The organism is Rahnella sp. PAMC25617 (assembly GCF_050606005.1).
Taxonomy (GTDB): Bacteria; Pseudomonadota; Gammaproteobacteria; order Enterobacterales; family Enterobacteriaceae; genus Rahnella; species Rahnella variigena.
Map to the genome: position 1 here is coordinate 79,241 of NZ_JBOCUM010000013.1, position 22,615 is coordinate 101,855.

Consider the following 22,615-nt stretch of genomic DNA (forward strand, 5'->3'; position numbering starts at 1 on the left):
AATACTGGTAATTAAGCACCTGCCAGCACGGTGCGGAGATCTGAAGCTTTTCCTATAGTGAGTCAGCTCACACTTTGCACGCTTTACCACACCGATATAATGCCATTAAAAAGGCAATCTAATTTTTATATATCAATGAGTTAAACTCTTTTATATCACTTTTAATATAAGTTAATTCGCCATTTGACCTGATGGGGCTTTCTCGCTAAGTTGGGAGTCCGCTGGAAGCAATCTCGACGGGTGAGCAACTCGTCATATTTATGCAGTAATTGAAGACTCCCTCATTAAAACAAGTCAACCACCACTTGTGAGAACCATCACGAGAGGCCTTTGACGGAGATGTCCGGGCAATCAACGCACCGCAAGAGTGCGCGAAATTGCGGACAAACTCTGTGAATAAGACCGCTCGCGATTGGTGTGAGAGTCTCGCAGAGCCTGGGGAGGTTCACGTTATGTTGTACGATAAATCCCAAGAGAGGGACAACTGTGGTTTCGGCCTGATCGCCCATATAGAAGGCGAACCTAGCCATAAGGTCGTGCGTACTGCAATTCATGCACTGGCCCGTATGCAACACCGTGGCGCGATCCTTGCTGACGGCAAGACCGGCGACGGCTGTGGCCTTCATTTACAGAAACCTGATCGCTTCTTCCGCATGATTGCCGAAGAACGTGGCTGGCGTCTGGCGAAAAACTACGCCGTGGGCATGTTGTTCCTCAGCAAAGATGAAAAAGAAGCTGAGGCGAGCCGCCGCATTGTAGAAGAAGAATTGCAAAACGAGACGCTGTCCGTGGTGGGCTGGCGTGACGTTCCGACCAATCCGGACGTACTCGGTGAAATCGCGCTTTCCTCCCTGCCTCGTATCGAACAAATTTTTGTCAACGCGCCTGCCGGTTGGCGTCCGCGTGACATGGAGCGCCGCCTGTATATGGCGCGCCGCCGCATTGAGAAACGCATTCAGGATAAAGACTTCTATGTGTGCAGTTTCTCCAACGTGGTCACGATCTATAAAGGCCTGTGTATGCCTGCGGATCTGCCACGTTTCTATTTAGATCTGGCCGACCTGCGTCTGGAATCAGCCATCTGCCTGTTCCACCAACGTTTTTCAACCAACACGGTTCCGCGCTGGCAACTGGCTCAACCTTTCCGCTATCTGGCGCACAACGGTGAAATCAACACCATCACCGGTAACCGTCAGTGGGCGCGTGCCCGTGCATACAAATTTAAAACGCCGCTGATCCCCGATTTGCAGGACGCATCGCCTTTCGTCAACGAAACCGGTTCGGATTCCAGCTCGCTGGATAACATGCTGGAACTTTTCCTGGCCGGCGGGATGGATTTGCTGCGCGCGATGCGTTTACTGGTACCGCCAGCCTGGCAGCAAAACCCGGATATGGACGATGACCTGCGGGCGTTCTTCGACTTTAACTCCATGCACATGGAGCCTTGGGACGGTCCGGCCGGTATCGTGATGTCAGACGGCCGTTACGCCGCCTGTAACCTCGACCGTAACGGTCTGCGCCCTGCGCGTTATGTCATCACCAAAGATAAGCTGATCACCTGTGCGTCCGAAGTCGGGATCTGGGATTATCAGCCGGACGAAGTGGTCGAAAAAGGCCGCGTCGGACCGGGCGAACTGATGGTGATCGACACCCGCAGCGGCAAGATCCACCACTCCGCGGAAACCGATAACGACCTGAAAGGCCGCCATCCTTATAAGCAATGGATGGAGAAAAACGTTCAGCGTCTGGTGCCGTTCGAAGACCTGCCGGAAGATCAGGTCGGCAGCCGCGAGATGGAAGACTCGTTACTGGAAACGTTCCAGAAACAGTTCGGCTATAGCAGCGAAGAACTCGATCAGATCATCCGCGTACTGGGTGAAAACGGTCAGGAAGCCGTCGGTTCAATGGGCGACGACACGCCGTTCGCCGTGCTTTCCAGCCGTCCGCGTATTGTATATGACTACTTCCGTCAGCAGTTTGCGCAGGTCACCAACCCGCCAATCGATCCGCTGCGTGAAGCGCACGTGATGTCTCTGGCGACCAGCATTGGCCGCGAGATGAACGTGTTCTGCGAAGCCGAAGGTCAGGCGCACCGTCTGAGCTTTAAATCGCCAATTCTGCTGTGGTCTGACTTTAAACAGCTCACCACGCTCGACAGCAAACACTATCGCGCTGAAACGCTGGATCTGACTTACGATCCGAGCGAACAAAACATGGAGCAATTCGTCCAGAAACTCTGTGACGAAGGCGAACAGAAAGTGCGTAACGGCGCGGTTCTGCTGGTGCTGTCTGACCGCAATATCGCGCCGAACCGTCTGCCGCTGCCTGCGCCAATGGCCGTCGGCGCGCTGCAACTGCGTCTGGTAGAGAAAAGCCTGCGCTGCGATGCCAACATCATTGTTGAAACCGCCAGTGCACGCGACCCGCACCATTTCGCCGTACTGATTGGTTTCGGTGCGACCGCGGTTTACCCGTATCTGGCCTACGAGACGCTGGCCAAACTGGTCGATACGCAGGTTATCGAGAAGAAATACCGTGAAGTGATGCTGAACTACCGTAACGGCATCAACAAAGGTCTGTACAAGATCATGTCCAAAATGGGCATCTCAACCGTCGCCTCTTACCGCTGCTCAAAACTGTTTGAAGCGGTCGGTCTGGCGAAGGATCTGTGCAACACCTGTTTCAACGGCGTGGTCAGCCGTATCGGCGGTGCCGGTTACAGCGATTTCGAACAGGATTTGCTGAACCTGTCCAAACGTGCGTGGCTGAAACGCAAAACACTGGATCAGGGCGGCCTGCTGAAATTTGTCCACGGCGGCGAATATCACTCCTATAACCCGGACGTGGTCACTACCCTGCAAGCCGCAGTGAACAGTGGTGATTACGACGATTACAAAAAGTACGCCAAACTGGTTAACGAACGTCCGGTTGCCACACTGCGTGACCTGCTGAAAGTGACACCAAAAGGTCAGCCAATCCCTGTGGATCAGGTTGAACCGGCGGAAGGTTTGTATACCCGTTTCGATACCGCAGCGATGTCTATCGGTGCGTTAAGCCCGGAAGCGCATGAGTCTCTGGCTGAAGCGATGAACAGCATCGGCGGACGCTCTAACTCCGGCGAAGGCGGCGAAGATCCTGCGCGTTACGGCACCAATAAAGTGTCCCGTATCAAACAGGTGGCTTCCGGTCGTTTCGGCGTGACACCGGCGTATCTGGTGAATGCTGACGTTATTCAGATTAAAGTCGCACAGGGTGCAAAACCAGGCGAAGGTGGTCAGTTGCCGGGTGACAAAGTGACGCCGTACATCGCGAAACTGCGTTATTCCGTGCCGGGCGTGACCCTGATTTCTCCACCTCCGCACCACGATATTTATTCTATCGAGGATCTGGCACAGCTGATTTTCGACCTGAAACAGGTCAACCCGAAAGCCATGATTTCGGTGAAACTGGTGTCTGAACCGGGCGTCGGCACTATCGCGGTCGGTGTGGCGAAAGCCTATGCGGATCTCATCACTATTGCCGGCTACGATGGCGGCACCGGCGCAAGTCCGCTGTCTTCCGTGAAATATGCCGGTTGTCCGTGGGAACTGGGTCTGGTGGAAACACAACAGGCACTGGTCGCCAACGGCCTGCGTCACAAAATCCGTCTGCAGGTGGATGGCGGTCTGAAAACGGGTCTCGACATCATCAAGGCCGCGATTCTGGGTGCAGAAAGCTTCGGTTTCGGTACCGGCCCAATGGTGGCGCTGGGTTGTAAATACCTGCGTATTTGTCACCTGAACAACTGCGCAACCGGCGTGGCAACTCAGGACGACAAACTGCGTCGCAACCATTATCACGGCCTGCCAGAACGCGTAGTGAACTACTTCAAGTTCATCACGCAGGAAACCCGTGAAATCATGGCCGAACTGGGCGTCAGCCAGCTGGTGGATCTGATTGGTCGCACCGATTTGCTGACTGAGCTGGACGGTTTCACCGCCAAGCAAAACAATCTCGACCTTTCTGCGATGCTGGCGACTGCCACGCCGCATGAAGGCAAAGCGGTGTACTGCACCGAAAGCAACCCGGCGTTCGACAAGGGTCAGCTTAACAAAGACATTCTGGAACAGGCCGCGCCGCACATCGATTCTAAGCAGAGCAAAGCGTTCTACTTTGATATCCGCAACACTGACCGCTCTGTGGGTGCAATGTTGTCAGGTGCAATTGCTGAGAAACATGGCGATCAAGGCATGGCGGCTGATCCGGTGCGTATTAACTTCAACGGTACCGCGGGCCAGAGCTTCGGCGTCTGGAACGCAGGCGGCGTCGATTTAATGCTGACCGGCGACGCGAACGACTACGTGGGCAAAGGCATGGCCGGTGGCCGCATTGCCATCCGTCCGCCAATCGGTTCAGCGTTCCGCAGCCACGAAGCCAGCATCATCGGTAACACCTGTCTGTACGGCGCAACCGGCGGTAAGTTGTTTGCAGCGGGTCGTGCAGGTGAACGCTTCGCAGTGCGTAACTCCGGTGCGATCACTGTCGTCGAAGGCATTGGCGATAATGGTTGTGAATACATGACCGGCGGCATTGTGTGTGTGCTGGGTCGTACCGGCGTCAACTTTGGCGCAGGCATGACCGGCGGTTTCGCTTACGTTCTTGATGAAGACGGCGAATTCCGCAAACGTGTTAACCCGGAACTGGTTGAAGTCCTGGAAGTGGCCGAACTGGCTATCCATGAAGAGCATCTGCGCGGTTTGATCATCGAACACGTACAGTTGACCGCATCGACCCGTGGTGAAGAGATTTTGGCGAACTGGCCGGAATGGGCGCCTAAATTTGCCCTGGTAAAACCGAAGTCCAGTGATGTCAAAGCATTGTTGGGTCACCGTAGTCGTTCCGCAGCTGAGCTGCGGGTACAAGCGCAGTAAGAGGTTAAGATGAGTCAAAACGTTTATCAATTTGTCGACTTACAGCGTGTTGATCCGCCGAAAAAAGCGCTGAAGATCCGTAAAATTGAGTTTGTGGAAATTTACGAGCCGTTCTCAGCAACTCAGGCCGCATCTCAGGCAGACCGCTGTTTGTCCTGTGGTAACCCTTACTGCGAATGGAAATGCCCGGTTCACAACTACATTCCAAACTGGCTGAAACTGGCGAACGAAGGTCGCATCATGGAAGCCGCCGACCTCGCGCACCAGACCAACAGCCTGCCGGAAGTCTGCGGACGCGTTTGCCCGCAGGACCGTCTGTGCGAAGGTTCCTGCACCCTGAACGATGAGTTCGGTGCGGTGACCATCGGTAATATCGAGCGCTACATCAACGACAAAGCCATCGAGATGGGCTGGCGTCCGGATATGTCTCACGTGCAGCCAACCGGCAAACGTGTAGCGATCATCGGTGCAGGTCCGGCAGGTCTGGCTTGTGCGGACGTGCTGACCCGTAACGGTGTGAAAGCGGTGGTTTACGATCGCCATCCGGAAATCGGCGGCCTGCTGACTTTCGGTATTCCGGCCTTCAAGCTGGAAAAATCAGTGATGACCAAGCGTCGCGAAATCTTCACTGAGATGGGTATCGAGTTCCAGCTCAATACCGAAGTCGGCAAAGACATCACCATTGATGCGCTGCTGGCGGAATACGATTCTGTATTCCTCGGCGTTGGCACTTATCAGTCCATGCGCGGTGGTCTGGCGAACGAAGATGCGCCGGGCGTGTACGATGCCCTGCCGTTCCTCATCGCTAACACCAAGCAGCTGATGGGCTATGATGACAGCCAGGAAGAGCCTTACGTGACGATGGACAAGAAACGCGTCGTGGTGCTGGGCGGTGGTGATACCGCAATGGACTGCGTGCGTACGTCAATTCGTCAGGGCGCAACCCATGTGACCTGTGCGTACCGTCGTGATGAAGAGAACATGCCGGGCTCGCGTCGTGAAGTGAAGAATGCGCGCGAAGAAGGTGTGGATTTCAAATTCAACCTGCAACCGCTGAGCATTGAACTGAACGATTCAGGCCGCGTATGTGGCGTGCGTATGGCGCGTACCGAGCTGGGCGCTCCGGATGCACATGGCCGCCGTCGTGCAGAAATCGTGGCGGGTTCCGAGCATGTGATGGAAGCGGATGCTGTAGTGATGGCGTTTGGTTTCCGCCCACATAAAATGGAATGGCTGGCAGCCCATGACGTCGAGCTGGACACGCAGGGACGTATCGTAGCCCCTGAAGGCAGCGATAACGCCTTCCAGACCAGCAACCCGAAAATCTTCGCCGGAGGCGATGCGGTTCGCGGTTCCGATCTGGTCGTCACGGCGATTGCCGAAGGCCGTAAGGCAGCAGAAGGCATCATGAACTTCCTCGAAGTCTGATCCGGTCTGTCGTAAAAATGGGGCTGCCAGCGATGGCAGCCCCGTTTTTTTTAACCGAACGCAATCAGTACAGGCGAAATGAGAGGCCCATGAATTCAGGGCAATAAAAAACCCCGCGAATATCGCAGGGTTTAAGCATGAAACCGGGCTGAGTCGGGTTGTTATTTCACAACACGCAATGCCGGGCGACCACCGCGTGGCGGAGTCGGCGGCTCATCATCCGGATCTTCTTCAGCCACATCCGGCAAATCGCCATCAATGACTGACATGGTCGGCTCTGTCGGCTCATCCGCGCTCAGGTCGCCATCAAAGGCGCCTTCAGCTTCATAAGCAGGTTCAGGTTCGAACATGGTACCGGCACCGTTTTCACGGGCGTAAATCGCCAGAACGGCAGCGATCGGTACAAATACGTTACGCGGCACGCCGCCAAAACGGGCGTTAAAGCGTACATCATCGTTACCCAGTTCGAGATTGCCGACAGCGCGCGGCGCAACGTTCAGAACGATTTGTCCGTCACGCGCAAACTCCATCGGCACCATCACGCCAGGCATCGTCACGTCAACCACCAGATGCGGGGTTAACTGGTTGTCGAGCAACCAGTCATAAAAAGCCCGCAGCAGATAGGGGCGACGCGGAGACATGTCGGTCATCTCCATACCTTAGCCTCGGGTATGCAAACGCATTTCGCGCTCTGCTTCGGTCAGGGAAGCCAGGAAAGCATCACGTTCGAAGACGCGGGTCATATAGCCTTTCAGCTCTTTAGAACCAGCACCTGACAGCTCAATGCCCAGCTCTGGCAAACGCCACAGCAGCGGAGCCAGGTAGCAATCGACCAGGCTGAACTCTTCGCTTTTGAAGTAAGGCATGTACGAGAAGATTGGCGCAATCGCCAGCAGCTCTTCACGCAGTTGCTTACGCGCAGCGTCCGCTTCAGTCGCAGAACCTTGCTCGACCTGACGCATCAGCGAATACCAGTCGTTTTCGATGCGGTGCATCATCAGACGGCTCTCACCACGGGCAACCGGATAAACCGGCATCAGCGGTGGATGCGGGAAACGCTCATCAAGATATTCCATGATGATGCGGGATTCGAACAGGGTCAGCTCACGATCAACCAGCGTCGGTACAGTGCGGTAAGGGTTGAGGTCAATAAGATCCTGCGGCAGGTGATCCATCTCAACCTGCTCGATCTCGACACTGACACCTTTTTCCGCCAGTACGATACGTACTTGATGGCTAAAAATGTCGGTCGGGCCGGAAAACAGCGTCATTACCGAACGTTTGTTGGCAGCGACAGCCATGAAAACCTCCAAGTTTATCTAGAATATTACAGCGAGTTATCGCCAGCCTGCAGTTTTTGTCCCGTAGTTTCATAGACAACCATCGGCAAGGCGAACCCAGCCAGGAAGCGCGGCAACGTCAACTGCTCGGCGAATAGGCACAAAAGTGTGTGATAGTTTACCAGATTTTACGCGGGCTGTGGTGGACGGTGAGACGATTTCGTGGGGAATTGTGTGTCAGGAGATCATTTCGCCTGCGATTGCTGAAAAAAAGGCATAAAAAAACCCGGTGAAGCACCGGGTTTTTGACGCTGATTTTCGTGCCGAAGCACTGAGCTGCAAAGCAGCAGAAAATTAACGTTTGGAGAACTGAGGACGACGACGTGCTTTACGCAGACCGACTTTCTTACGTTCAACCTGACGAGCATCACGAGTAACGAAGCCAGCTTTACGCAGTTCGCCACGAAGATTTTCGTCATATTCCATCAGTGCACGGGTAATACCGTGACGGATAGCACCAGCTTGACCGGAGATACCACCACCTTTAACGGTGATGTACAGGTCGAATTTCTCAACCATGTCGACCAGTTCCAGTGGTTGACGAACTACCATGCGGGCAGTTTCACGACCAAAGTACTGTTCCAGGCTACGCTGGTTAATTACGATGTTACCACTACCCGGTTTGATGAAAACACGAGCGGCGGAGCTTTTGCGGCGACCAGTGCCGTAGTATTGATTTTCAGCCATTGCCTATAATCCCGAATTAAATGTCAAGAACTTGCGGTTGTTGCGCCGCATGAGTGTGCTCGTTACCCGCGTAAACTTTCATTTTGCGGTACATTGCACGACCCAGCGGGCCCTTTGGCAACATGCCTTTAACCGCGAGTTCGATCACGCGTTCAGGACGGCGAGCGATCATCTCTTCAAAGGTCGCTTGCTTGATACCACCGATGTGGCCGGTGTGATGGTAATAAATCTTGTCGTTACGCTTGTTGCCGGTTACAGCAACTTTTTCTGCGTTCAGAACGATGATGTAATCACCAGTATCAACGTGCGGAGTGTATTCCGCTTTATGTTTGCCACGCAGACGGCGAGCCAGTTCAGTGGCCAGGCGACCTAAGGTCTTGCCGGTAGCGTCAACTACGAACCAGTCACGTTGTACGGTTTCCGGTTTAGCTGTAAAAGTTTTCATTAAAAGCTTACCCAATTAAAGTTACACGTTGGCGAACACCCAAACGCCTATATGTTTTTATAAACCACATAAGAACCCAGGTTTATAAAATAAGTATTGGAGGTTCACACGACCATCGTCCAGCAAACCTACCCCTTCGAATAGCCAATGCTGGCACTTATAAAGTTTCGGGAAAAAAACTTTGTAGTAACGTGGGGTCGCAAGATTATAGAGAAGTCTCCTGCAAAGATCGAACCCTTTTTCGACGAAAAGGAAGATTTCCTTCACGACAGCAGAAGGGTTCGCCATGCAGGATGTACTGCGTGTTCTTATATCACAAATAGAACAAAAAATAATCAGCTAAAAATCACGGCAGGTGCGGTCGCTTGAGGTATTCCTCACTTTGCATTTCCTGCAGACGGGACAGGCAGCGCTGATACTCGAATTTCAGCCGCTCGCCCTGATAAATCTCAAACATCGGTGCTGCAGCAGAAACCACCAGTTTGACATGGCGCTCATAAAACTCATCCACCAGAGCCAGAAAGCGCCGCGCTGCGTTTTCATTGTCCGCCTTCATCACCGGCACATTGTGCAGCAGTACGCTGTGATAGATTTTCGACAGCGCAATGTAGTCGAGCTGGCTGCGCGCCTCTTCACAAAGCGTATGGAATTCTATCGCCAGCACGCCATCAACGGCGGCAATCGCCCGCATCGGGCGGTGATTCACTTCCAGCTTGACCGCCTCAGTACCCGCCGAACCGCTGTGATTACCGGTCAGTTTTCCCAGCATACTTTGCATGGCGGCCGTCGTATCCCCGCCCGCCGGAGTCAGCCATAAATTGGCCTGAGTCAGCGTACGCAGGCGGTAATCAATTCCGGCATCCACATTCAGGACATCGCAATATTCTTTAATCAGATCGATAGCTGGCAGGAAACGCGCGCGTTGCAGGCCGTTCCGGTAAAGCGAGTCAGGTGGAATGTTGGACGTGGCGATTAACGTGATCCCACGTGCGAACAGCGCCTGTAGCAATGTCGCCAGCAGCATCGCGTCGGTGATATCCGAGACAAAAAACTCGTCGAAACACAGCACGTCGGTTTCCGCTTTGAAACGGTCGGCAATCACTTCCAGCGGATCTTCCTGCCCCTGGAGCTGCGTCAGTTCTTCGTGAACGCGCAACATAAAGCGGTGAAAGTGGAGACGAAGTTTGCGCTCGCCCGGCAGACTGTGGAAAAACAAATCCATAAGCCAGGTTTTGCCGCGCCCGACGCCACCCCACATATATAAGCCCTGAACCGGGCGTTGCGCGGTTTTTGGCGCACTTTTGCCAAACAGTCGCCCCAGCAAGCCACCCCGGCTGGTCGCAGGTTCCGCCGCCGGACGGGAAAATAAGGCCTGATAAATAGCGTCGAGCTGGGCAACAGCCTGTTTCTGAACCGCGTCCGGCTGGAACTCGCCAGCATCAACGGCGTTCTGATAAACGAAAAGTGGTGATTTGGGTTGCATCTTAGTTAACGTCCCTGAGAAAAAAATTTTAAGTTTTTCACGTCGTTTAGCCGCTTTTTTGCCGTAGGTTCGCCGCTTTTCCCGGCTGTCTGTGTGCTAAAAAACCATCAGACGGCAGCGATTTTCCCGGCAGGATTCCACTCTGACAAGGTTAACGGTTATAGTGGAGCTATTGCATGACGAATGCGTGTGACAATTACGTTAAAACCATTGTGTAAAAAAGTTAAGTCATAAAAGTTACGTGAAAAAGCCCTGCGGGACAACGAAGTCAAAATAGGAGTCATTATGACCTGGGAGTATGCACTCATTGGATTAGTGGTCGGTATCGCGATTGGTGCGGTAGCGATGCGCTTTGGTAATCGTAAATTACGTGATCAACAAGTCATGAAAAACGAACTGGAGAAAAGCAAAGCCGAACTCGACGAATACCGTCAGGAGCTGGTGGGCCATTTTGCCCGCAGCGCTGAGTTGCTCGATAACATGGCGACAGATTACCGTCAGCTTTATCAGCATATGGCGAAGAGCTCCAACAATCTGCTGCCTGATATGCCAGAGCAGGATAATCCGTTCAACTATCGCCTGACCGGTTCTGAAGCCGATAACGATCAGGTGCCGGTACAAATGCCGCGTGATTATTCTGATGGCGCATCGGGTTTGCTGCGTGGCGAGCGTCCGGTTCGTAAATAACAGACGCTCCTGCCTGCATGATAATCTTTGTGCAGGCGTATTTACGGCACATGTTTCGTGCATGTGCCGTTCTCAAGCCCCTTCCCGTGTAGTGAATCATCGTTCTATTGTCCATAACTGACGTCCCTTACAGAAAGCGAGAGAGTTATCGTGATGAAGAAAAAGTCATTTTTGCTCAGTGTGTTAGCTGTTAGCCTTGGATTAACTTTCGCTTCTGCGCCTATGGCGAATGCTGCTTTACCGACACAAGTTCAGGGACAACCTTTGCCGAGCCTGGCACCGATGCTGGATAAAGTGCTGCCGGCCGTCGTGGGCGTTCAGGTTTCCGGCACGCAGCCGCCAAGTGCGGATGTGCCACCGGAATACAAATTCTTCTTTGGTCAGCAAGATCCGGAGCCAAATGCAGGGCCGCAGCCTTTTGAAGGTCTGGGCTCGGGCGTTATTATTGATGCCGCTAAAGGCTACGTGCTGACTAACAATCACGTCGTGAATAACGCTGACAAGATCAGCGTTCAGCTCAACGATGGCCGCGAATATAAAGCCAAGCTCATCGGTAAAGACGATCAGTCTGACATCGCTGTCATCCAGTTGATCGATGCGAAAAATCTCACACAAATCACCATGGCCGATTCAGATAATCTGCGCGTGGGCGATTTTGCGGTCGCCGTCGGCAACCCGTTCGGGCTCGGTCAGACCGTGACGTCCGGTATTGTGTCTGCTCTCGGTCGCAGCGGCCTGAACCTTGAAGGGCTGGAAAACTTTATTCAGACCGATGCCTCGATTAACCGCGGCAACTCCGGCGGAGCCCTGCTCGACCTGAAAGGTGAACTGATTGGCATCAATACCGCCATTATTTCTTCCCAGGGTGGCAGCGTCGGTATCGGCTTTGCTATCCCGGTTAACATGGCGAAAAACCTCAGCCATCAGCTGATTGAATTCGGCGAAGTGAAACGTGGCCTGCTGGGGATCCGCGGCAGTGAAATGACGGCGGAACTGGCACAGGCATTTAAACTCGACAGCCAGCGTGGCGCGTTCGTCAATGAAGTGCTGCCTGATTCGGCGGCAGCAAAAGCCGGGATTAAATCCGGTGACGTGCTGGTCACACTTCAGGGCAAAAAGCTCAGCAGCTTTGCAGAATTACGTGCAAAAGTCGGTACCGCCGGTCCGGGCGTTACCATGCAGATTGGTTTGCTGCGCGATGGCAAACCGATGACCGTGAACGTCACGCTGGATAAAAGCCCGGCCGTGGAAGTCAGCATTGAGAAACTCAATCCTGCCTTGCAGGGTGTGACACTCAGCGATCCGGCAGATAAAAATGCTAAAGGCGTACATGTCGATGACGTGAAGAAAGGCACACCGGCTGCTCAGATAGGTCTGCAAAAAGACGATGTGATTATCGGCGTAAACCGTGAGCCGCTTGAGAATCTTGCCGCCTTCCGCAAAATTCTGGAAAGCAAACCGGACCTGATTGCGCTGAGCATTGTGCGTAAAGGGCAGAATATCTACTTATTCATGCCGTAAAGCGTTGAAAATCGGACGCAGGTGCTGCTGCGTCCGATTAACTCATGCTATTCTTCCCTCACTTTTTATCTCGCATCCCATACACCCATGTTTGTTAAGCTATTGAGATCCGCTGTTATCGGCCTGATTGTTGCTGGCATTTTGCTGGCGGCGGTACCTATGTTGCGTAAAAACATCACAGACCCGCTGTTCGAACGCAATTTCACCCAAACCAGCGAAGAACCTGTCAGCTATAACTCGGGCGTTCGTCACGCTGCTCCTGCCGTCGTGAACGTCTATAACCGCAACATGGGTAACAGTTCGCAAAACGAACTGGCCATTCGCACGCTGGGTTCCGGCGTTATCATGAATGACAACGGCTATATCCTGACCAACAAGCACGTCATTAATAATGCCGATCAGATCATCGTGGCGCTACAAGATGGCCGCGTATTTGAAGCCTTGCTGGTCGGTTCTGACAGCCTGACTGACCTGGCGGTACTCAAAATCAACGCCGGAAATCTGCCGGTGATCCCGATTAACTCACACCGGACTCCGCATGTCGGTGATGTGGTGATGGCGATTGGTAACCCGTATAACCTCGGGCAGACCGTCACACAAGGCATTATCAGTGCCACCGGTCGTATCGGTCTTAGCCCGTCCGGTCGCCAGAATTTCCTGCAAACCGATGCCTCAATCAACCAGGGGAACTCCGGCGGTGCGCTGGTGAACTCACTGGGTGAGCTGATGGGAATTAACACGCTGTCATTTGACCAGAGTAATGACGGTGCGACGCCGGAAGGCATTGGCTTTGCAATCCCGACAGCGCTGGCCACCAAAGTGATGGGCAAGCTTATTCGTGATGGTCGCGTCATTCGCGGTTATATCGGCATCAGCGGCCGCGAGGTATCGCCTCTGCACGGGCCGAACAGCGGACTGGATCGCATTCAGGGGATTGTGGTTAATGAAGTCACCCCGAACGGTCCGGCGGCAAATGCGGGTATGCAGGTGCGCGATGTGATTGTTAACGTGAATAATAAACCGGCTGTTTCCGCGATTGAGACAATGGACCAGGTGGCAGAAGTCCGCCCTGGCACGGTGATCCCGGTTAAAATCATCCGTGATGGTCAGCAGCTGACCTTGCAGGTCACCGTGCAGGAATACCCTGATCACTGATAACTGCTGAAGACAGAAACGAAAAAGCCGGAAAGGTCTCCCCTTCCGGCTTTTTTATTGCGTCAGGCTCAGGAATTACTCGCCTTTAAAACGCTCGATTTTTGCACCCAGCTGACGCAGTTTATCTTCGATACGCTCATAGCCACGATCGATGTGATAAATACGGTCAACGACTGTCACGCCTTCTGCAATACAGCCGGCCAGAACCAGGCTGGCGGAAGCGCGCAAATCGGTCGCCATCACCTGAGCGCCAGACAGTTTTTCAACGCCATGACAAATCAGAGTGCTGCCTTCGATTTCAGCGTGAGCGCCCATACGGATCAGCTCAGGAATATGCATGAAACGGTTTTCGAAGATAGTTTCGGTGATAACGCCGGTGCCTTCAGCTACCAGGTTCAGCAGGCTGAACTGTGCCTGCATGTCAGTCGGGAAGCCCGGATGCGGCGCAGTGCGGAACGTCACCGCTTTAGCACGTTTGCCATGCATGTCGAGACTGATCCAGTCCTCGCCCACTTCGATTTCCGCACCAGCTTCCCGCAGTTTCGCCAGAACGGCATCCAGCGTATCAGGACGGGCTTCACGGCAGACAATTTTGCCACCGGAAATCGCCGCCGCCACCAGGAAAGTCCCGGTTTCAATACGGTCCGGCACTACGCGATAAACACCGCCACCCAGACGTGCAACGCCTTCGATGGTGATTCTGTCGGTGCCCGCGCCGGTGATTTTCGCGCCCAGCGTATTCAGGAAATTCGCAGTATCAACGATTTCCGGCTCACGTGCGGCGTTTTCAATAATGGTGGTGCCTTCGGCCAGTGTAGCGGCACTCATGATGGTGACTGTCGCGCCGACGCTGACTTTATCCATCACGATGTGTGCGCCTTTCAGCCGACCGTCTACGGACGCTTTCACGTAGCCTTCTTCCAGCACGATCGTTGCGCCCAGTTGTTCCAGACCTGTGATGTGCAGGTCAACAGGACGTGCGCCGATAGCACAACCGCCCGGCAGGGAAACTTCGCCACGACCAAAACGCGCCACCAGCGGACCCAGCGCCCAGATGGAAGCACGCATGGTTTTCACCAGATCGTAGGGCGCACAAAACTCGTTTACCGCACTGGCATCCACAAAGACCGAACCGTTACGTTCGATTTTGGTGCCCAGCTGGCTCAGCAGTTTGATGGTGGTATCGATATCTTTCAGGTGAGGAACGTTCTGGAGTTCAACAGGTTCTTCAGCAAGCAGTGCGGCAAACAAAATAGGAAGTGCTGCATTTTTTGCACCAGAGATAGTGACTTCGCCGCTTAGACGAGTCCCACCCTGTACACGAAATTTATCCATTATGACTGCTCTCTATTCATTTAAACGACAGGTCAGATATGAGGAAGCTGCCGGAACTCCGGCAGTCTTATAAACCGCTCAGTTTACGGTCACGCGCCCATTCTTCAGGGGTATAAGCCTTGATAGACAGTGCATGGATTCGGTTGTCGGCGATGTATTCCATCAGCGGGGCGTAAACGGTCTGTTGTTTTTTCACGCGGCTCATGCCATCAAACATCGCACCAACGACAATGGCCTGAAAATGACTGCCATCGCCAGTAATGTGGGCTTCGTCCAGTGCCAATGCGTTCATCAGCACGTCTTTAATTTCACTCGTTTCCATAGGGGATCTATTCTTCTGAAGAATCATAACAGCCCGATATCTTATAGGGATCGGCGCAATTCTTAAACCACGAAAAAGCCCCTGAGCAAGAGTTTCGCACAGGGGCTTTGGAGAGCGTCAGGCGACGGTACGTCTTCAGCCGCCTAACTTACCGGAACTGCTGGCTTATTTGCTCAGGCAGCCGGAATAATATCCTGCAGATTATAGAGCGCAATCAGAGTATTCAGTCTGTCGGTGATACCAGCCACCGTCAGAGAAACGCCCTGCTGGCTGGCCTCTTCACGCAAATGCACTAACAGCGCCAGACCGGAAGAATCCACACGCTCCAGCCCGGAAACATCCAGACAGGTAATCCCGGACATCAGCTTTTTACGCGCATCCCAGAAGGGGACCAGCGTTTCGCGATCCAGTTCACCGTGCAACGTCAGTCGCGGCGGCTGCGATTCCCAGCGCAATGCTTCACTCATTTTTTATCCAGGGTAATCGGTTCTGCGGCAGCTTGTTTCAGACGCGCAGTCAGACCATCAATCCCTTTCTGACGCAGGATATCCGCCCATTCGTTTTGCTTGGTCGAAATCATACTGACGCCTTCGGCGATCATGTCGTATGCCTGCCATTCGCCGGTACGGCTGTTTTTACGCCACTGGAAATCCAGACGCACTGGCGGACGACCGTTCGGATCGGTAATGGTCACGCGGATAGCAATGATGTCTTTATCTGCGTAAGACTGTTCTGGCTGCACGGTATAGTTCTGGCCGTTGTACATCGCCAGCGCCTGGCCATATGCCTGTTGCAGATAGTCAGAGAACGCGGCGAAATACGCCTCACGTTGTGCAGGGGTCGCCTGTTGATAGTAACGACCTAACACCAGCGCACCGGCGTATTTGATCTGCACGTACGGCAGCAGTTCTTCACGCACGATCTGACGCAGGTAGTTAGGATCCTGCTTGATTTTCGGCTGTTCGGTTTTGAGGCGGGTGAAGGTTTTGTTCGCCGCTTCATTCATCACGCTGTAAGGGTTGGTTTTATCAACCGCGGCATTGGCCAGCGGAGCCATAACCACCAGCAGTGCGGCGATCACTAAACGTTTAAACATAATCATTTCCTCTTTGATGGAGAATCCGTAGTAGCAAGTTCTTAATGAGCAGCCGGTTGTGGAGCCGTGTTAGCGTCTGGCGCAGGGGCAGAATCGCCCGCGGGTGCTGCGGTCGCAGACCCTGCATCCGGATCCGCTTTCCCGTCGCCGCTCTTATAAAGGAACTGGCCAATCAGGTCTTCGAGAACCAGCGCCGATTTGGTGTCCTGAATGACGCCACCGTTTTTAAGGATAGTCGTTCCCATGTCAGGGTCTTCAAAACCAATGTTCAGCGCCAGGAATTGCTCTCCCAGTAAACCCGAGGTGCGGATAGCCAGCGTACTGGTACTCGGGATCTGGTTGTACTTCTGGTCAATATCCATTTCTACGCGTGGAGAATAGTTTTTATCAAGCGTAATGCTGCTGACGCGACCAATCACCACACCGCCGACTTTGACCGGAGAACCGCTTTTCAGGCCGCCGATATTGTCGAAGTCCGCAGAAATGCGGTAAGTCGGGTCAGAGCCGATAGAACGGATGTCGGCCACTTTCAGACACAGGAATAACACCGCAATCAGTGCGATGATCAAAAATGCGCCTACCCAGATTTCACTCTTTTTCGTTTGCATGGTTTAATTTCCAAACATCAGTGCTGTCAGCACAAAATCCAATCCCAGCACCGCCAGTGACGAATGCACCACAGTACGTGTCGTTGCCCGGCTGATCCCTTCGGACGTCGGTATCGCATCATAGCCATTGAACAAAGCAATCCAGGTCACGGTGATAGCGAAAACAAGGCTTTTAATCAGGCAGTTAAGCAGGTCAGTCCGCCAGTCTACGGAAGTTTGCATCGCTGACCAGAAGAATCCGCTATCGATGCCTTTCCAGTCCACGCCGACCAGCGAGCCGCCCCAGATCCCGACTGCGACAAAAATCGCCGTCAGCAGAGGCATGGAAATCAGGCCAGCCCAGAAACGCGGTGCCACAACGCGGCGCAGCGGATCGATAGCCATCATTTCCAGACTGGAAATCTGCTCGGTAGCTTTCATCAGACCCAGCTCAGCGGTCAGCGCAGAACCCGCACGACCGGCAAACAGGAGCGCCGTCACCACAGGACCCAGCTCACGCAGCAGGGAAAGCGCCACCATCATGCCGAGGCTGGCCTCAGCGCTGTAGGTGGTTAAAATCAGGTATCCCTGCAAGCCCAGTACCATGCCGATAAACAGGCCGGAAACCAGGATGATCAGCAGGGAAAGCACGCCAACGCTGTAGAGCTGCTTGATCAGCAGCGGCCATTGTTTGGCAAATTGCGGCTTACCGACCAACGCCCGAAAGAGCATCAGACCGGCACGGCCAAAAGACGCACAGGTGTTTATTCCGCGGCGCCCGACAGAGGCTAAGGCCCTATTTATTTTCAAAACAAGGTACATTTATCAGGAACTCCATTATCCGAGCAGCTCGGTTTTGTAATCACCGGCAGGAAAACGGAAAGGCACCGGTCCGTCGGCAATACCGTCGAGGAACTGGCGAACTCGCGGATCAGGGTTATTTTGCAATTCCTCTGGTGTACCTTCAGCAATGACATGCTGTGCCGCCACAATATATGCATAATCCGCAATACTGAGTACTTCAGGTACGTCATGAGAGACGACGATACAGGTCACGCCCAGCGCATGGTTAAGTTCATCGATAAGCTTCACCAGCACGCCCATCGTGATCGGATCCTGACCCACAAAAGGCTCATCAAACATGATGAGTTCCGGATCAAGCGCAATCGCACGCGCCAGCGCCACACGACGCGCCATCCCGCCAGACAACTCAGCAGGCATCAGGTCACCGGCACCGCGTAACCCTACCGCTTCGAGTTTCATGGTCACGGTGCTGCGCAACAGTTCTTCCGGTAATTTACTGTGCTCACGCAACGGAAATGCCACATTCTCGAACACAGTCAGGTCAGTAAACAATGCACCGGACTGAAACAACATGCTCATTTTCTTGCGGGATTCGTACAGCTTACGGCGTGACAACGTCGGAATGTTGTCTCCGTCGAACCAGATTTCCCCACTACTTGGCGCAAGTTGCCCGCCGATCAGGCGCAGCAAGGTGGTTTTACCGATCCCCGAAGGCCCCATAATGGCGGTGACTTTGCCGCGTGGCACGGTCATATTGATCTCTTCGAAAATGGGACGATCGCCGCGCACGAAGCTCATGCCCTTGATCTCAACCAGATTCGATTCGCTTTGACTCATTCAGTTTATCCCTTCGGAATACTTTCGCTAAGAATACGTCTGACCCAGATGGGGTGTCGTATAACTTTGGTATTTTTACAAAAACTTACCCCGGTTTCGTTACCAAAGTTGCCATCGTTTTACTTTTCCGCCACAGACGGTCAAAATCGATGAATTATCATTTTAAATTAAAAGCCTTCATCGTCTAACATACAGGAACCTGCAGGCCTTGTTTTCAGAGAAAATGTTGCCTTAGCTCATGTTGACGAAGGAATCGCCTGCCTGCAAAGGCAACGAACCTCGCATTATACCCAATAAAGGATGTTTCATGCTTCTCGCTATCGTACTGATGATTGTCGGCTTGTTACTGTTAGTTTACGCCGCCGATCGTCTGGTGTACGGAGCCGCAGTGTTGGCACGCTCAATAGGCATACCTCCGCTGGTGATTGGCATGACCGTCGTCGGCGTCGGAATATCTCTCCCGGAACTGGTGGTTTCAACCACAGCCGCCATCAATGATCAGATGGATTTGGCCGTCGGAAACGCAATTGGTTCGAATATCATTAATATTCTTCTGATTTTGGGCGGTGCAGCCCTGATTCATCCACTTTCCGTTCGTTCTGATATATTACGCCGCGAACTCCCTTTATTGTTACTGGTCACAGCACTCTGTGGTTTTGTGCTAAGTGACGGAGAACTCAGCCGGTTTGACGGCGTTTTGCTGCTGGCCAGTGCTGCCGTGTTTATGATGCTGGTGATAAAAATCGCCCGCGCGGCCGAAAAAGAAGGGCTGGATACGCTGACATACGAGCAGATGTCCGAACTTCCTCAGGACAGCAGCAACACCGTGGCATTTCTGTGGCTGGCACTGGGCTTTATCATCATGCCGCTGGCGTCGGGCATGATTGTCGACAACAGTACAGTGATTGCCCGTTACTTTGGCGTCAGCGAATTGGTGATTGGCCTGACCGTCATCGCCATCGGCACCAGCCTGCCGGAACTCGCGACGTTTATCGCAGGTGCCATTAAGGGCGAAGATGATATCGCACTGGGCAATATCATTGGTGCGAATATTTTTAATACCTGTCTGGTGCTGGGATTACCTGCGCTGGTTGCGCCAGGCTCGTTCAACCCGGACGCGTTTCATCGCGATTACTGGGTCATGCTGGCGGTCAGTATCGTGCTTTCCGGGCTGTGCCTGATGCGTAAACATCGTATCGGCCATCTCGCCGGCGCACTGTTACTGTGTGGATTTATCGCCTATATGGCGGTTCTGTTCCTGTTGCCGGACAGCATTGCCTTCTGAACTTTGTCAGGAACTGACTATGGCTAACGTTAACTTCGCCTCCGACTTTGATTTTCAGGCCGTCGGGCGTGATGTACTGAAAACAGAACGTGAAGGACTTGAGCAGTTAGATCAATACATTAACGGCGATTTTACCCGTGCATGCGAAAAAATCTTCGCCTGCAACGGCAAAGTCGTCGTGATGGGCATGGGCAAATCCGGCCACATTGGTCGCAAGATGGCCGCGACCTTTGCCAGCACCGGCACACCGGCTTTCTTTGTCCATCCGGGCGAAGCCAGCCACGGTGATCTGGGCATGGTATCGAAACAGGACGTTGTGATCCTGATTTCCAATTCCGGTGAGGCGCATGAAATTCTCGGGCTGATCCCGGTACTCAAGCGTCTGGACATCACGCTTATTTGCATGACGTCTAATCCGGAAAGCACCATGGGCAAAGCGGCCGATGTGCATCTTAGCGTGAAAGTCCCCAAAGAAGCCTGCCCGCTCGGTCTGGCACCGACCAGCAGCACCACGGCGGTATTGGTCATGGGCGATGCGCTGGCGGTGGCTTTACTGGAAGCCCGCGGTTTCACACCCGAAGATTTCGCCCTTTCCCATCCTGGCGGAGCACTGGGTCGCAAGCTCTTACTGCGCGTGAGCGATATCATGCACACCGGTGATGAAATTCCGCATGTCAGCCGTGACGCTTCTTTGCGTGACGCCTTGCTGGAAATCACCCGCAAGAATCTCGGCATGACGGTTATCTGCAACGACCTGATGCGGATCGAAGGTATCTTTACCGATGGTGATTTACGCCGCATCTTCGATATGGGCGTTAACATCAACGAAGCCTCGATTGCCGATGTCATGACGACCGGGGGCATCCGCGTCCGCCCTTCTCTTCTGGCGGTGGATGCGCTGAATTTAATGCAGGAAAAAAACATAACCTGCGTGATGGTTGCTGATGGTGACCAGTTGCTGGGTGTGTTACATATGCACGACATGCTGCGCGCTGGCGTAGTTTAATTGAGGAATCCCCTGAATGAGTAATAGCGCAGCCCTGGTGGAAACTTGCTACGGTCCGGTCAGCACGCAAGTGCTGGAACGGGCGAAAGCTATCCGCCTGCTGATTTGCGATGTAGATGGCGTGATGTCTGATGGCCTGATCTACATGGGAAATCAGGGAGAAGAGCTGAAAAGTTTTAACGTTCGCGACGGTTACGGTATCCGCTGCCTGCTGACTTCTGACATTGAGGTTGCGATTATTACAGGCCGCAATGCGAAATTACTGGAAGATCGCGCTGAAACCCTCGGTATACGCCACTTGTATCAGGGACAATCGGATAAGCTTTTGGCCTTCCGCGAACTGTTAGATACACTGTCTTTGCGGGCCGAAGAAGTGGCCTACATCGGTGATGACCTGATCGACTGGCCGGTTATGGCTGAAGTTGGTCTTTCCGTGGCCGTTCAGGACGCGCATCCCATCTTGTTGCCGAAAGCGCATTATGTCACCCGAATTGCCGGCGGACGTGGTGCAGTACGCGAATTGTGCGATTTGATTTTACTGGCACAGGGTAAGCTGGAGGACGCCAAAGGGCTGTCGATATGAGTAAAACAAGACTTTGGATTATTCTGGCGCTGACAGCCATCGTTCTGGTGCTGATCGGCTGGTCAATGTCTGACAACAGCGATGACGTCCAGCCGGCGGTCAACGATCAGGATCCGACCTACCAGAGCTCCCACACCGTCACGATGGTGTACGATCCGCTGGGTAGCCTGACGTATAAACTGGTTTCAGATCAGGTGAAATATTACACCACTGATCAGGTGACATGGTTTACCAATCCGGTAGCGACCATGTACGACAAGAACAAAGTCCCGACGTGGGTGCTGCATTCTGACAAGGCCAAGCTGACTCAGGATAAAATGCTCTATCTTTACGGGCATGTGCAGGCAGACAGCCTGACACCTGAGACTTCTCAGTTGCAAAGAATCAAAACGGACAATGCACGGGTTAACCTGACGACACAGGACGTTGCCTCAGATGATGAAGTAACGCTTTATGGCACAGGTTTTACATCTAACGGCATGAAAATGCGTGGTAATCTGCGTGATAAAACAGCAGAGCTGATCGAAAAGGTAACGACCTCTTATGAAATTCAAAGCAAAAAATAAAATCCGTAATCTCCTGATCGTCAGCTCATTGTTAGCCGTCAGCGTTCCGGCATTCGCCCTGAAAGATGACACGACCAAACCGATTACCATTGATTCGGCTAATCAGGCGCTGGACGTGAACACCAATACCGCGACCTTTACCGGTAATGTGGTGGTAAACCAGGGCACGATCCAGGTTAAAGCGGACAAAGTTGTCGTCATCCGCCCGCAAGGCGTTTCCGGCAAAGAAGTGGTTGAAGGTTACGGTAACCCGGTGACCTTCTATCAGATGCAGGACAACGGCAAGCCGGTAAAAGGCCATGCGCAGAAAGTCCGCTATGAAGTGGAAAACGATCTGGTGACCCTGACCGGTAACGCTTACCTTGAACAGCTCGACAGCAACGTGAAAGGCGACCGTATTACGTATCTGGTGCAGAAACAGCAAATGGAAGCCTTCAGTGATAAAGGCAACCGTGTGACGACCGTTCTGGTTCCTTCGCAGCTGCAACAGAAAACACCTGCAGCGGCGGGCCAGCCGACCAAAAAGAGTAACTGATTT

Annotated in this window: 22 protein-coding genes; 10 read left to right on the top strand and 12 right to left on the bottom strand. The window is 53.2% G+C overall.

Features of this window, described 5'->3' with window-relative positions; translation table 11 throughout:
* Positions 1-452 precede the first annotated feature (452 nt).
* Together gltB and ACM615_RS16555 are read left to right on the top strand one after the other, a co-directional pair.
* The gene (gene gltB / locus ACM615_RS16550; RefSeq protein ID WP_431012201.1) at positions 453-4,910 is read left to right on the top strand and encodes a glutamate synthase large subunit; all 4,458 of its coding nucleotides are present in this window, start codon (positions 453-455) and stop codon (positions 4,908-4,910) included.
* Between the two features lie 9 nt (positions 4,911-4,919).
* Positions 4,920-6,338 (top strand): glutamate synthase small subunit, encoded by a 1,419-nt coding sequence (locus ACM615_RS16555; protein ID WP_095924435.1) that lies wholly within the window; start codon positions 4,920-4,922, stop codon positions 6,336-6,338.
* Between the two features lie 161 nt (positions 6,339-6,499).
* Here ACM615_RS16555 and sspB read toward each other — a convergent pair whose 3' ends face one another.
* The 5 genes from sspB to zapE all read right to left on the bottom strand — a co-directional run bounded on the left by sspB (position 6,500) and on the right by zapE (position 10,293).
* Positions 6,500-6,994: a ClpXP protease specificity-enhancing factor gene (sspB, locus tag ACM615_RS16560; RefSeq protein WP_013577236.1), complete on the bottom strand. Its 495-nt coding sequence runs from the start codon at positions 6,992-6,994 to the stop codon at positions 6,500-6,502.
* Positions 6,995-6,997: 3 nt separating this feature from the next.
* A complete protein-coding gene (gene sspA, locus ACM615_RS16565; protein ID WP_112288384.1) occupies positions 6,998-7,639 on the bottom strand; it encodes a stringent starvation protein SspA in 642 nt (213 codons plus the stop codon).
* A 333-nt stretch (positions 7,640-7,972) separates the two neighbouring features.
* Positions 7,973-8,365 (bottom strand): 30S ribosomal protein S9, encoded by a 393-nt coding sequence (gene rpsI, locus ACM615_RS16570; protein ID WP_013577238.1) that lies wholly within the window; start codon positions 8,363-8,365, stop codon positions 7,973-7,975.
* A gap of 16 nt (positions 8,366-8,381) precedes the next feature.
* A complete protein-coding gene (rplM, locus tag ACM615_RS16575) occupies positions 8,382-8,810 on the bottom strand; it encodes a 50S ribosomal protein L13 (RefSeq protein ID WP_013577239.1) in 429 nt (142 codons plus the stop codon).
* Between the two features lie 346 nt (positions 8,811-9,156).
* Positions 9,157-10,293 carry a cell division protein ZapE gene (gene zapE / locus ACM615_RS16580; protein ID WP_431012202.1) on the bottom strand — a complete coding sequence of 379 codons (1,137 nt, stop codon included), beginning with the start codon at positions 10,291-10,293 and terminating at the stop codon, positions 9,157-9,159.
* Positions 10,294-10,578: 285 nt separating this feature from the next.
* Between zapE and zapG the strand changes: the two genes are divergently transcribed.
* The 3 genes from zapG to degS all read left to right on the top strand — a co-directional run bounded on the left by zapG (position 10,579) and on the right by degS (position 13,656).
* Positions 10,579-10,980, top strand: coding sequence for a Z-ring associated protein ZapG (gene zapG / locus ACM615_RS16585; RefSeq protein ID WP_013577242.1), 402 nt, complete (start codon positions 10,579-10,581; stop codon positions 10,978-10,980).
* Between the two features lie 153 nt (positions 10,981-11,133).
* Positions 11,134-12,501, top strand: coding sequence for a serine endoprotease DegQ (gene degQ, locus ACM615_RS16590; RefSeq protein WP_431012233.1), 1,368 nt, complete (start codon positions 11,134-11,136; stop codon positions 12,499-12,501).
* Positions 12,502-12,588: 87 nt separating this feature from the next.
* Positions 12,589-13,656: an outer membrane-stress sensor serine endopeptidase DegS gene (gene degS / locus ACM615_RS16595; RefSeq protein WP_112288380.1), complete on the top strand. Its 1,068-nt coding sequence runs from the start codon at positions 12,589-12,591 to the stop codon at positions 13,654-13,656.
* Between the two features lie 75 nt (positions 13,657-13,731).
* Here the strand turns inward: degS and murA are convergent, their stop codons facing one another.
* From murA to mlaF, 7 genes are all read right to left on the bottom strand, one after another.
* Positions 13,732-14,991 (bottom strand): UDP-N-acetylglucosamine 1-carboxyvinyltransferase, encoded by a 1,260-nt coding sequence (murA, locus tag ACM615_RS16600; protein WP_112288379.1) that lies wholly within the window; start codon positions 14,989-14,991, stop codon positions 13,732-13,734.
* Between the two features lie 67 nt (positions 14,992-15,058).
* The gene (ibaG, locus tag ACM615_RS16605; protein WP_013577246.1) at positions 15,059-15,313 is read right to left on the bottom strand and encodes a BolA family iron metabolism protein IbaG; all 255 of its coding nucleotides are present in this window, start codon (positions 15,311-15,313) and stop codon (positions 15,059-15,061) included.
* Positions 15,314-15,486: 173 nt separating this feature from the next.
* Positions 15,487-15,780 carry a lipid asymmetry maintenance protein MlaB gene (mlaB, locus tag ACM615_RS16610; protein WP_112288378.1) on the bottom strand — a complete coding sequence of 98 codons (294 nt, stop codon included), beginning with the start codon at positions 15,778-15,780 and terminating at the stop codon, positions 15,487-15,489.
* Positions 15,777-16,409 carry a phospholipid-binding protein MlaC gene (gene mlaC, locus ACM615_RS16615; RefSeq protein ID WP_112288377.1) on the bottom strand — a complete coding sequence of 211 codons (633 nt, stop codon included), beginning with the start codon at positions 16,407-16,409 and terminating at the stop codon, positions 15,777-15,779. Before mlaC ends, mlaB begins: the two co-directional genes overlap by 4 nt.
* A 41-nt stretch (positions 16,410-16,450) precedes the next feature.
* On the bottom strand, positions 16,451-17,017 hold the full coding sequence (gene mlaD, locus ACM615_RS16620; protein WP_113876729.1) for an outer membrane lipid asymmetry maintenance protein MlaD: 567 nt from the start codon (positions 17,015-17,017) through the stop codon (positions 16,451-16,453).
* A 3-nt stretch (positions 17,018-17,020) separates the two neighbouring features.
* Positions 17,021-17,818, bottom strand: coding sequence for a lipid asymmetry maintenance ABC transporter permease subunit MlaE (mlaE, locus tag ACM615_RS16625; protein ID WP_112288375.1), 798 nt, complete (start codon positions 17,816-17,818; stop codon positions 17,021-17,023).
* 15 nt (positions 17,819-17,833) lie between these two features.
* Positions 17,834-18,637 carry a phospholipid ABC transporter ATP-binding protein MlaF gene (gene mlaF, locus ACM615_RS16630; protein ID WP_112288374.1) on the bottom strand — a complete coding sequence of 268 codons (804 nt, stop codon included), beginning with the start codon at positions 18,635-18,637 and terminating at the stop codon, positions 17,834-17,836.
* 307 nt (positions 18,638-18,944) lie between these two features.
* Here mlaF and ACM615_RS16635 point away from each other — a divergent pair, with 307 nt between their 5' ends.
* Genes ACM615_RS16635 through lptA form a run of 5 tightly spaced genes read left to right on the top strand, consistent with a single transcriptional unit; the run spans position 18,945 to position 22,612 of the window.
* Positions 18,945-19,922 (top strand): calcium/sodium antiporter, encoded by a 978-nt coding sequence (locus tag ACM615_RS16635; protein ID WP_112288373.1) that lies wholly within the window; start codon positions 18,945-18,947, stop codon positions 19,920-19,922.
* 19 nt (positions 19,923-19,941) lie between these two features.
* Positions 19,942-20,928: an arabinose-5-phosphate isomerase KdsD gene (gene kdsD / locus ACM615_RS16640; RefSeq protein WP_113876728.1), complete on the top strand. Its 987-nt coding sequence runs from the start codon at positions 19,942-19,944 to the stop codon at positions 20,926-20,928.
* Positions 20,929-20,944: 16 nt separating this feature from the next.
* On the top strand, positions 20,945-21,511 hold the full coding sequence (gene kdsC / locus ACM615_RS16645) for a 3-deoxy-manno-octulosonate-8-phosphatase KdsC (RefSeq protein ID WP_113876727.1): 567 nt from the start codon (positions 20,945-20,947) through the stop codon (positions 21,509-21,511).
* Complete coding sequence (lptC, locus tag ACM615_RS16650) at positions 21,508-22,077, top strand: LPS export ABC transporter periplasmic protein LptC (RefSeq protein ID WP_112288370.1); 570 nt, start codon at positions 21,508-21,510, stop codon at positions 22,075-22,077. The genes kdsC and lptC overlap by 4 nt, the downstream gene beginning before the upstream one ends.
* Positions 22,055-22,612, top strand: a complete 558-nt coding sequence (lptA, locus tag ACM615_RS16655; protein ID WP_112288369.1) for a lipopolysaccharide ABC transporter substrate-binding protein LptA — start codon at positions 22,055-22,057, stop codon at positions 22,610-22,612. The genes lptC and lptA overlap by 23 nt, the downstream gene beginning before the upstream one ends.
* The last annotated feature ends 3 nt before the right edge of the window (positions 22,613-22,615 follow it).

What these genes read in the sequence shown, in the direction of transcription:
- degQ (WP_431012233.1), top strand. Translation starts at nt 11,134, where the DNA reads ATGAAGAAAAAGTCATTTTTGCTCAGTGTGTTAGCTGTTAGCCTTGGA.
- gltB (WP_431012201.1), top strand. Translation starts at nt 453, where the DNA reads ATGTTGTACGATAAATCCCAAGAGAGGGACAACTGTGGTTTCGGCCTG.
- mlaB (WP_112288378.1), bottom strand. Translation starts at nt 15,780, where the DNA reads ATGAGTGAAGCATTGCGCTGGGAATCGCAGCCGCCGCGACTGACGTTG.
- sspB (WP_013577236.1), bottom strand. Translation starts at nt 6,994, where the DNA reads ATGGAGATGACCGACATGTCTCCGCGTCGCCCCTATCTGCTGCGGGCT.
- mlaF (WP_112288374.1), bottom strand. Translation starts at nt 18,637, where the DNA reads ATGAGTCAAAGCGAATCGAATCTGGTTGAGATCAAGGGCATGAGCTTC.
- zapE (WP_431012202.1), bottom strand. Translation starts at nt 10,293, where the DNA reads ATGCAACCCAAATCACCACTTTTCGTTTATCAGAACGCCGTTGATGCT.
- ibaG (WP_013577246.1), bottom strand. Translation starts at nt 15,313, where the DNA reads ATGGAAACGAGTGAAATTAAAGACGTGCTGATGAACGCATTGGCACTG.
- mlaC (WP_112288377.1), bottom strand. Translation starts at nt 16,409, where the DNA reads ATGTTTAAACGTTTAGTGATCGCCGCACTGCTGGTGGTTATGGCTCCG.
- lptA (WP_112288369.1), top strand. Translation starts at nt 22,055, where the DNA reads ATGAAATTCAAAGCAAAAAATAAAATCCGTAATCTCCTGATCGTCAGC.
- rplM (WP_013577239.1), bottom strand. Translation starts at nt 8,810, where the DNA reads ATGAAAACTTTTACAGCTAAACCGGAAACCGTACAACGTGACTGGTTC.
- sspA (WP_112288384.1), bottom strand. Translation starts at nt 7,639, where the DNA reads ATGGCTGTCGCTGCCAACAAACGTTCGGTAATGACGCTGTTTTCCGGC.
- kdsD (WP_113876728.1), top strand. Translation starts at nt 19,942, where the DNA reads ATGGCTAACGTTAACTTCGCCTCCGACTTTGATTTTCAGGCCGTCGGG.
- mlaE (WP_112288375.1), bottom strand. Translation starts at nt 17,818, where the DNA reads ATGTACCTTGTTTTGAAAATAAATAGGGCCTTAGCCTCTGTCGGGCGC.
- murA (WP_112288379.1), bottom strand. Translation starts at nt 14,991, where the DNA reads ATGGATAAATTTCGTGTACAGGGTGGGACTCGTCTAAGCGGCGAAGTC.
- lptC (WP_112288370.1), top strand. Translation starts at nt 21,508, where the DNA reads ATGAGTAAAACAAGACTTTGGATTATTCTGGCGCTGACAGCCATCGTT.
- ACM615_RS16635 (WP_112288373.1), top strand. Translation starts at nt 18,945, where the DNA reads ATGCTTCTCGCTATCGTACTGATGATTGTCGGCTTGTTACTGTTAGTT.
- degS (WP_112288380.1), top strand. Translation starts at nt 12,589, where the DNA reads ATGTTTGTTAAGCTATTGAGATCCGCTGTTATCGGCCTGATTGTTGCT.
- mlaD (WP_113876729.1), bottom strand. Translation starts at nt 17,017, where the DNA reads ATGCAAACGAAAAAGAGTGAAATCTGGGTAGGCGCATTTTTGATCATC.
- ACM615_RS16555 (WP_095924435.1), top strand. Translation starts at nt 4,920, where the DNA reads ATGAGTCAAAACGTTTATCAATTTGTCGACTTACAGCGTGTTGATCCG.
- kdsC (WP_113876727.1), top strand. Translation starts at nt 20,945, where the DNA reads ATGAGTAATAGCGCAGCCCTGGTGGAAACTTGCTACGGTCCGGTCAGC.
- rpsI (WP_013577238.1), bottom strand. Translation starts at nt 8,365, where the DNA reads ATGGCTGAAAATCAATACTACGGCACTGGTCGCCGCAAAAGCTCCGCC.
- zapG (WP_013577242.1), top strand. Translation starts at nt 10,579, where the DNA reads ATGACCTGGGAGTATGCACTCATTGGATTAGTGGTCGGTATCGCGATT.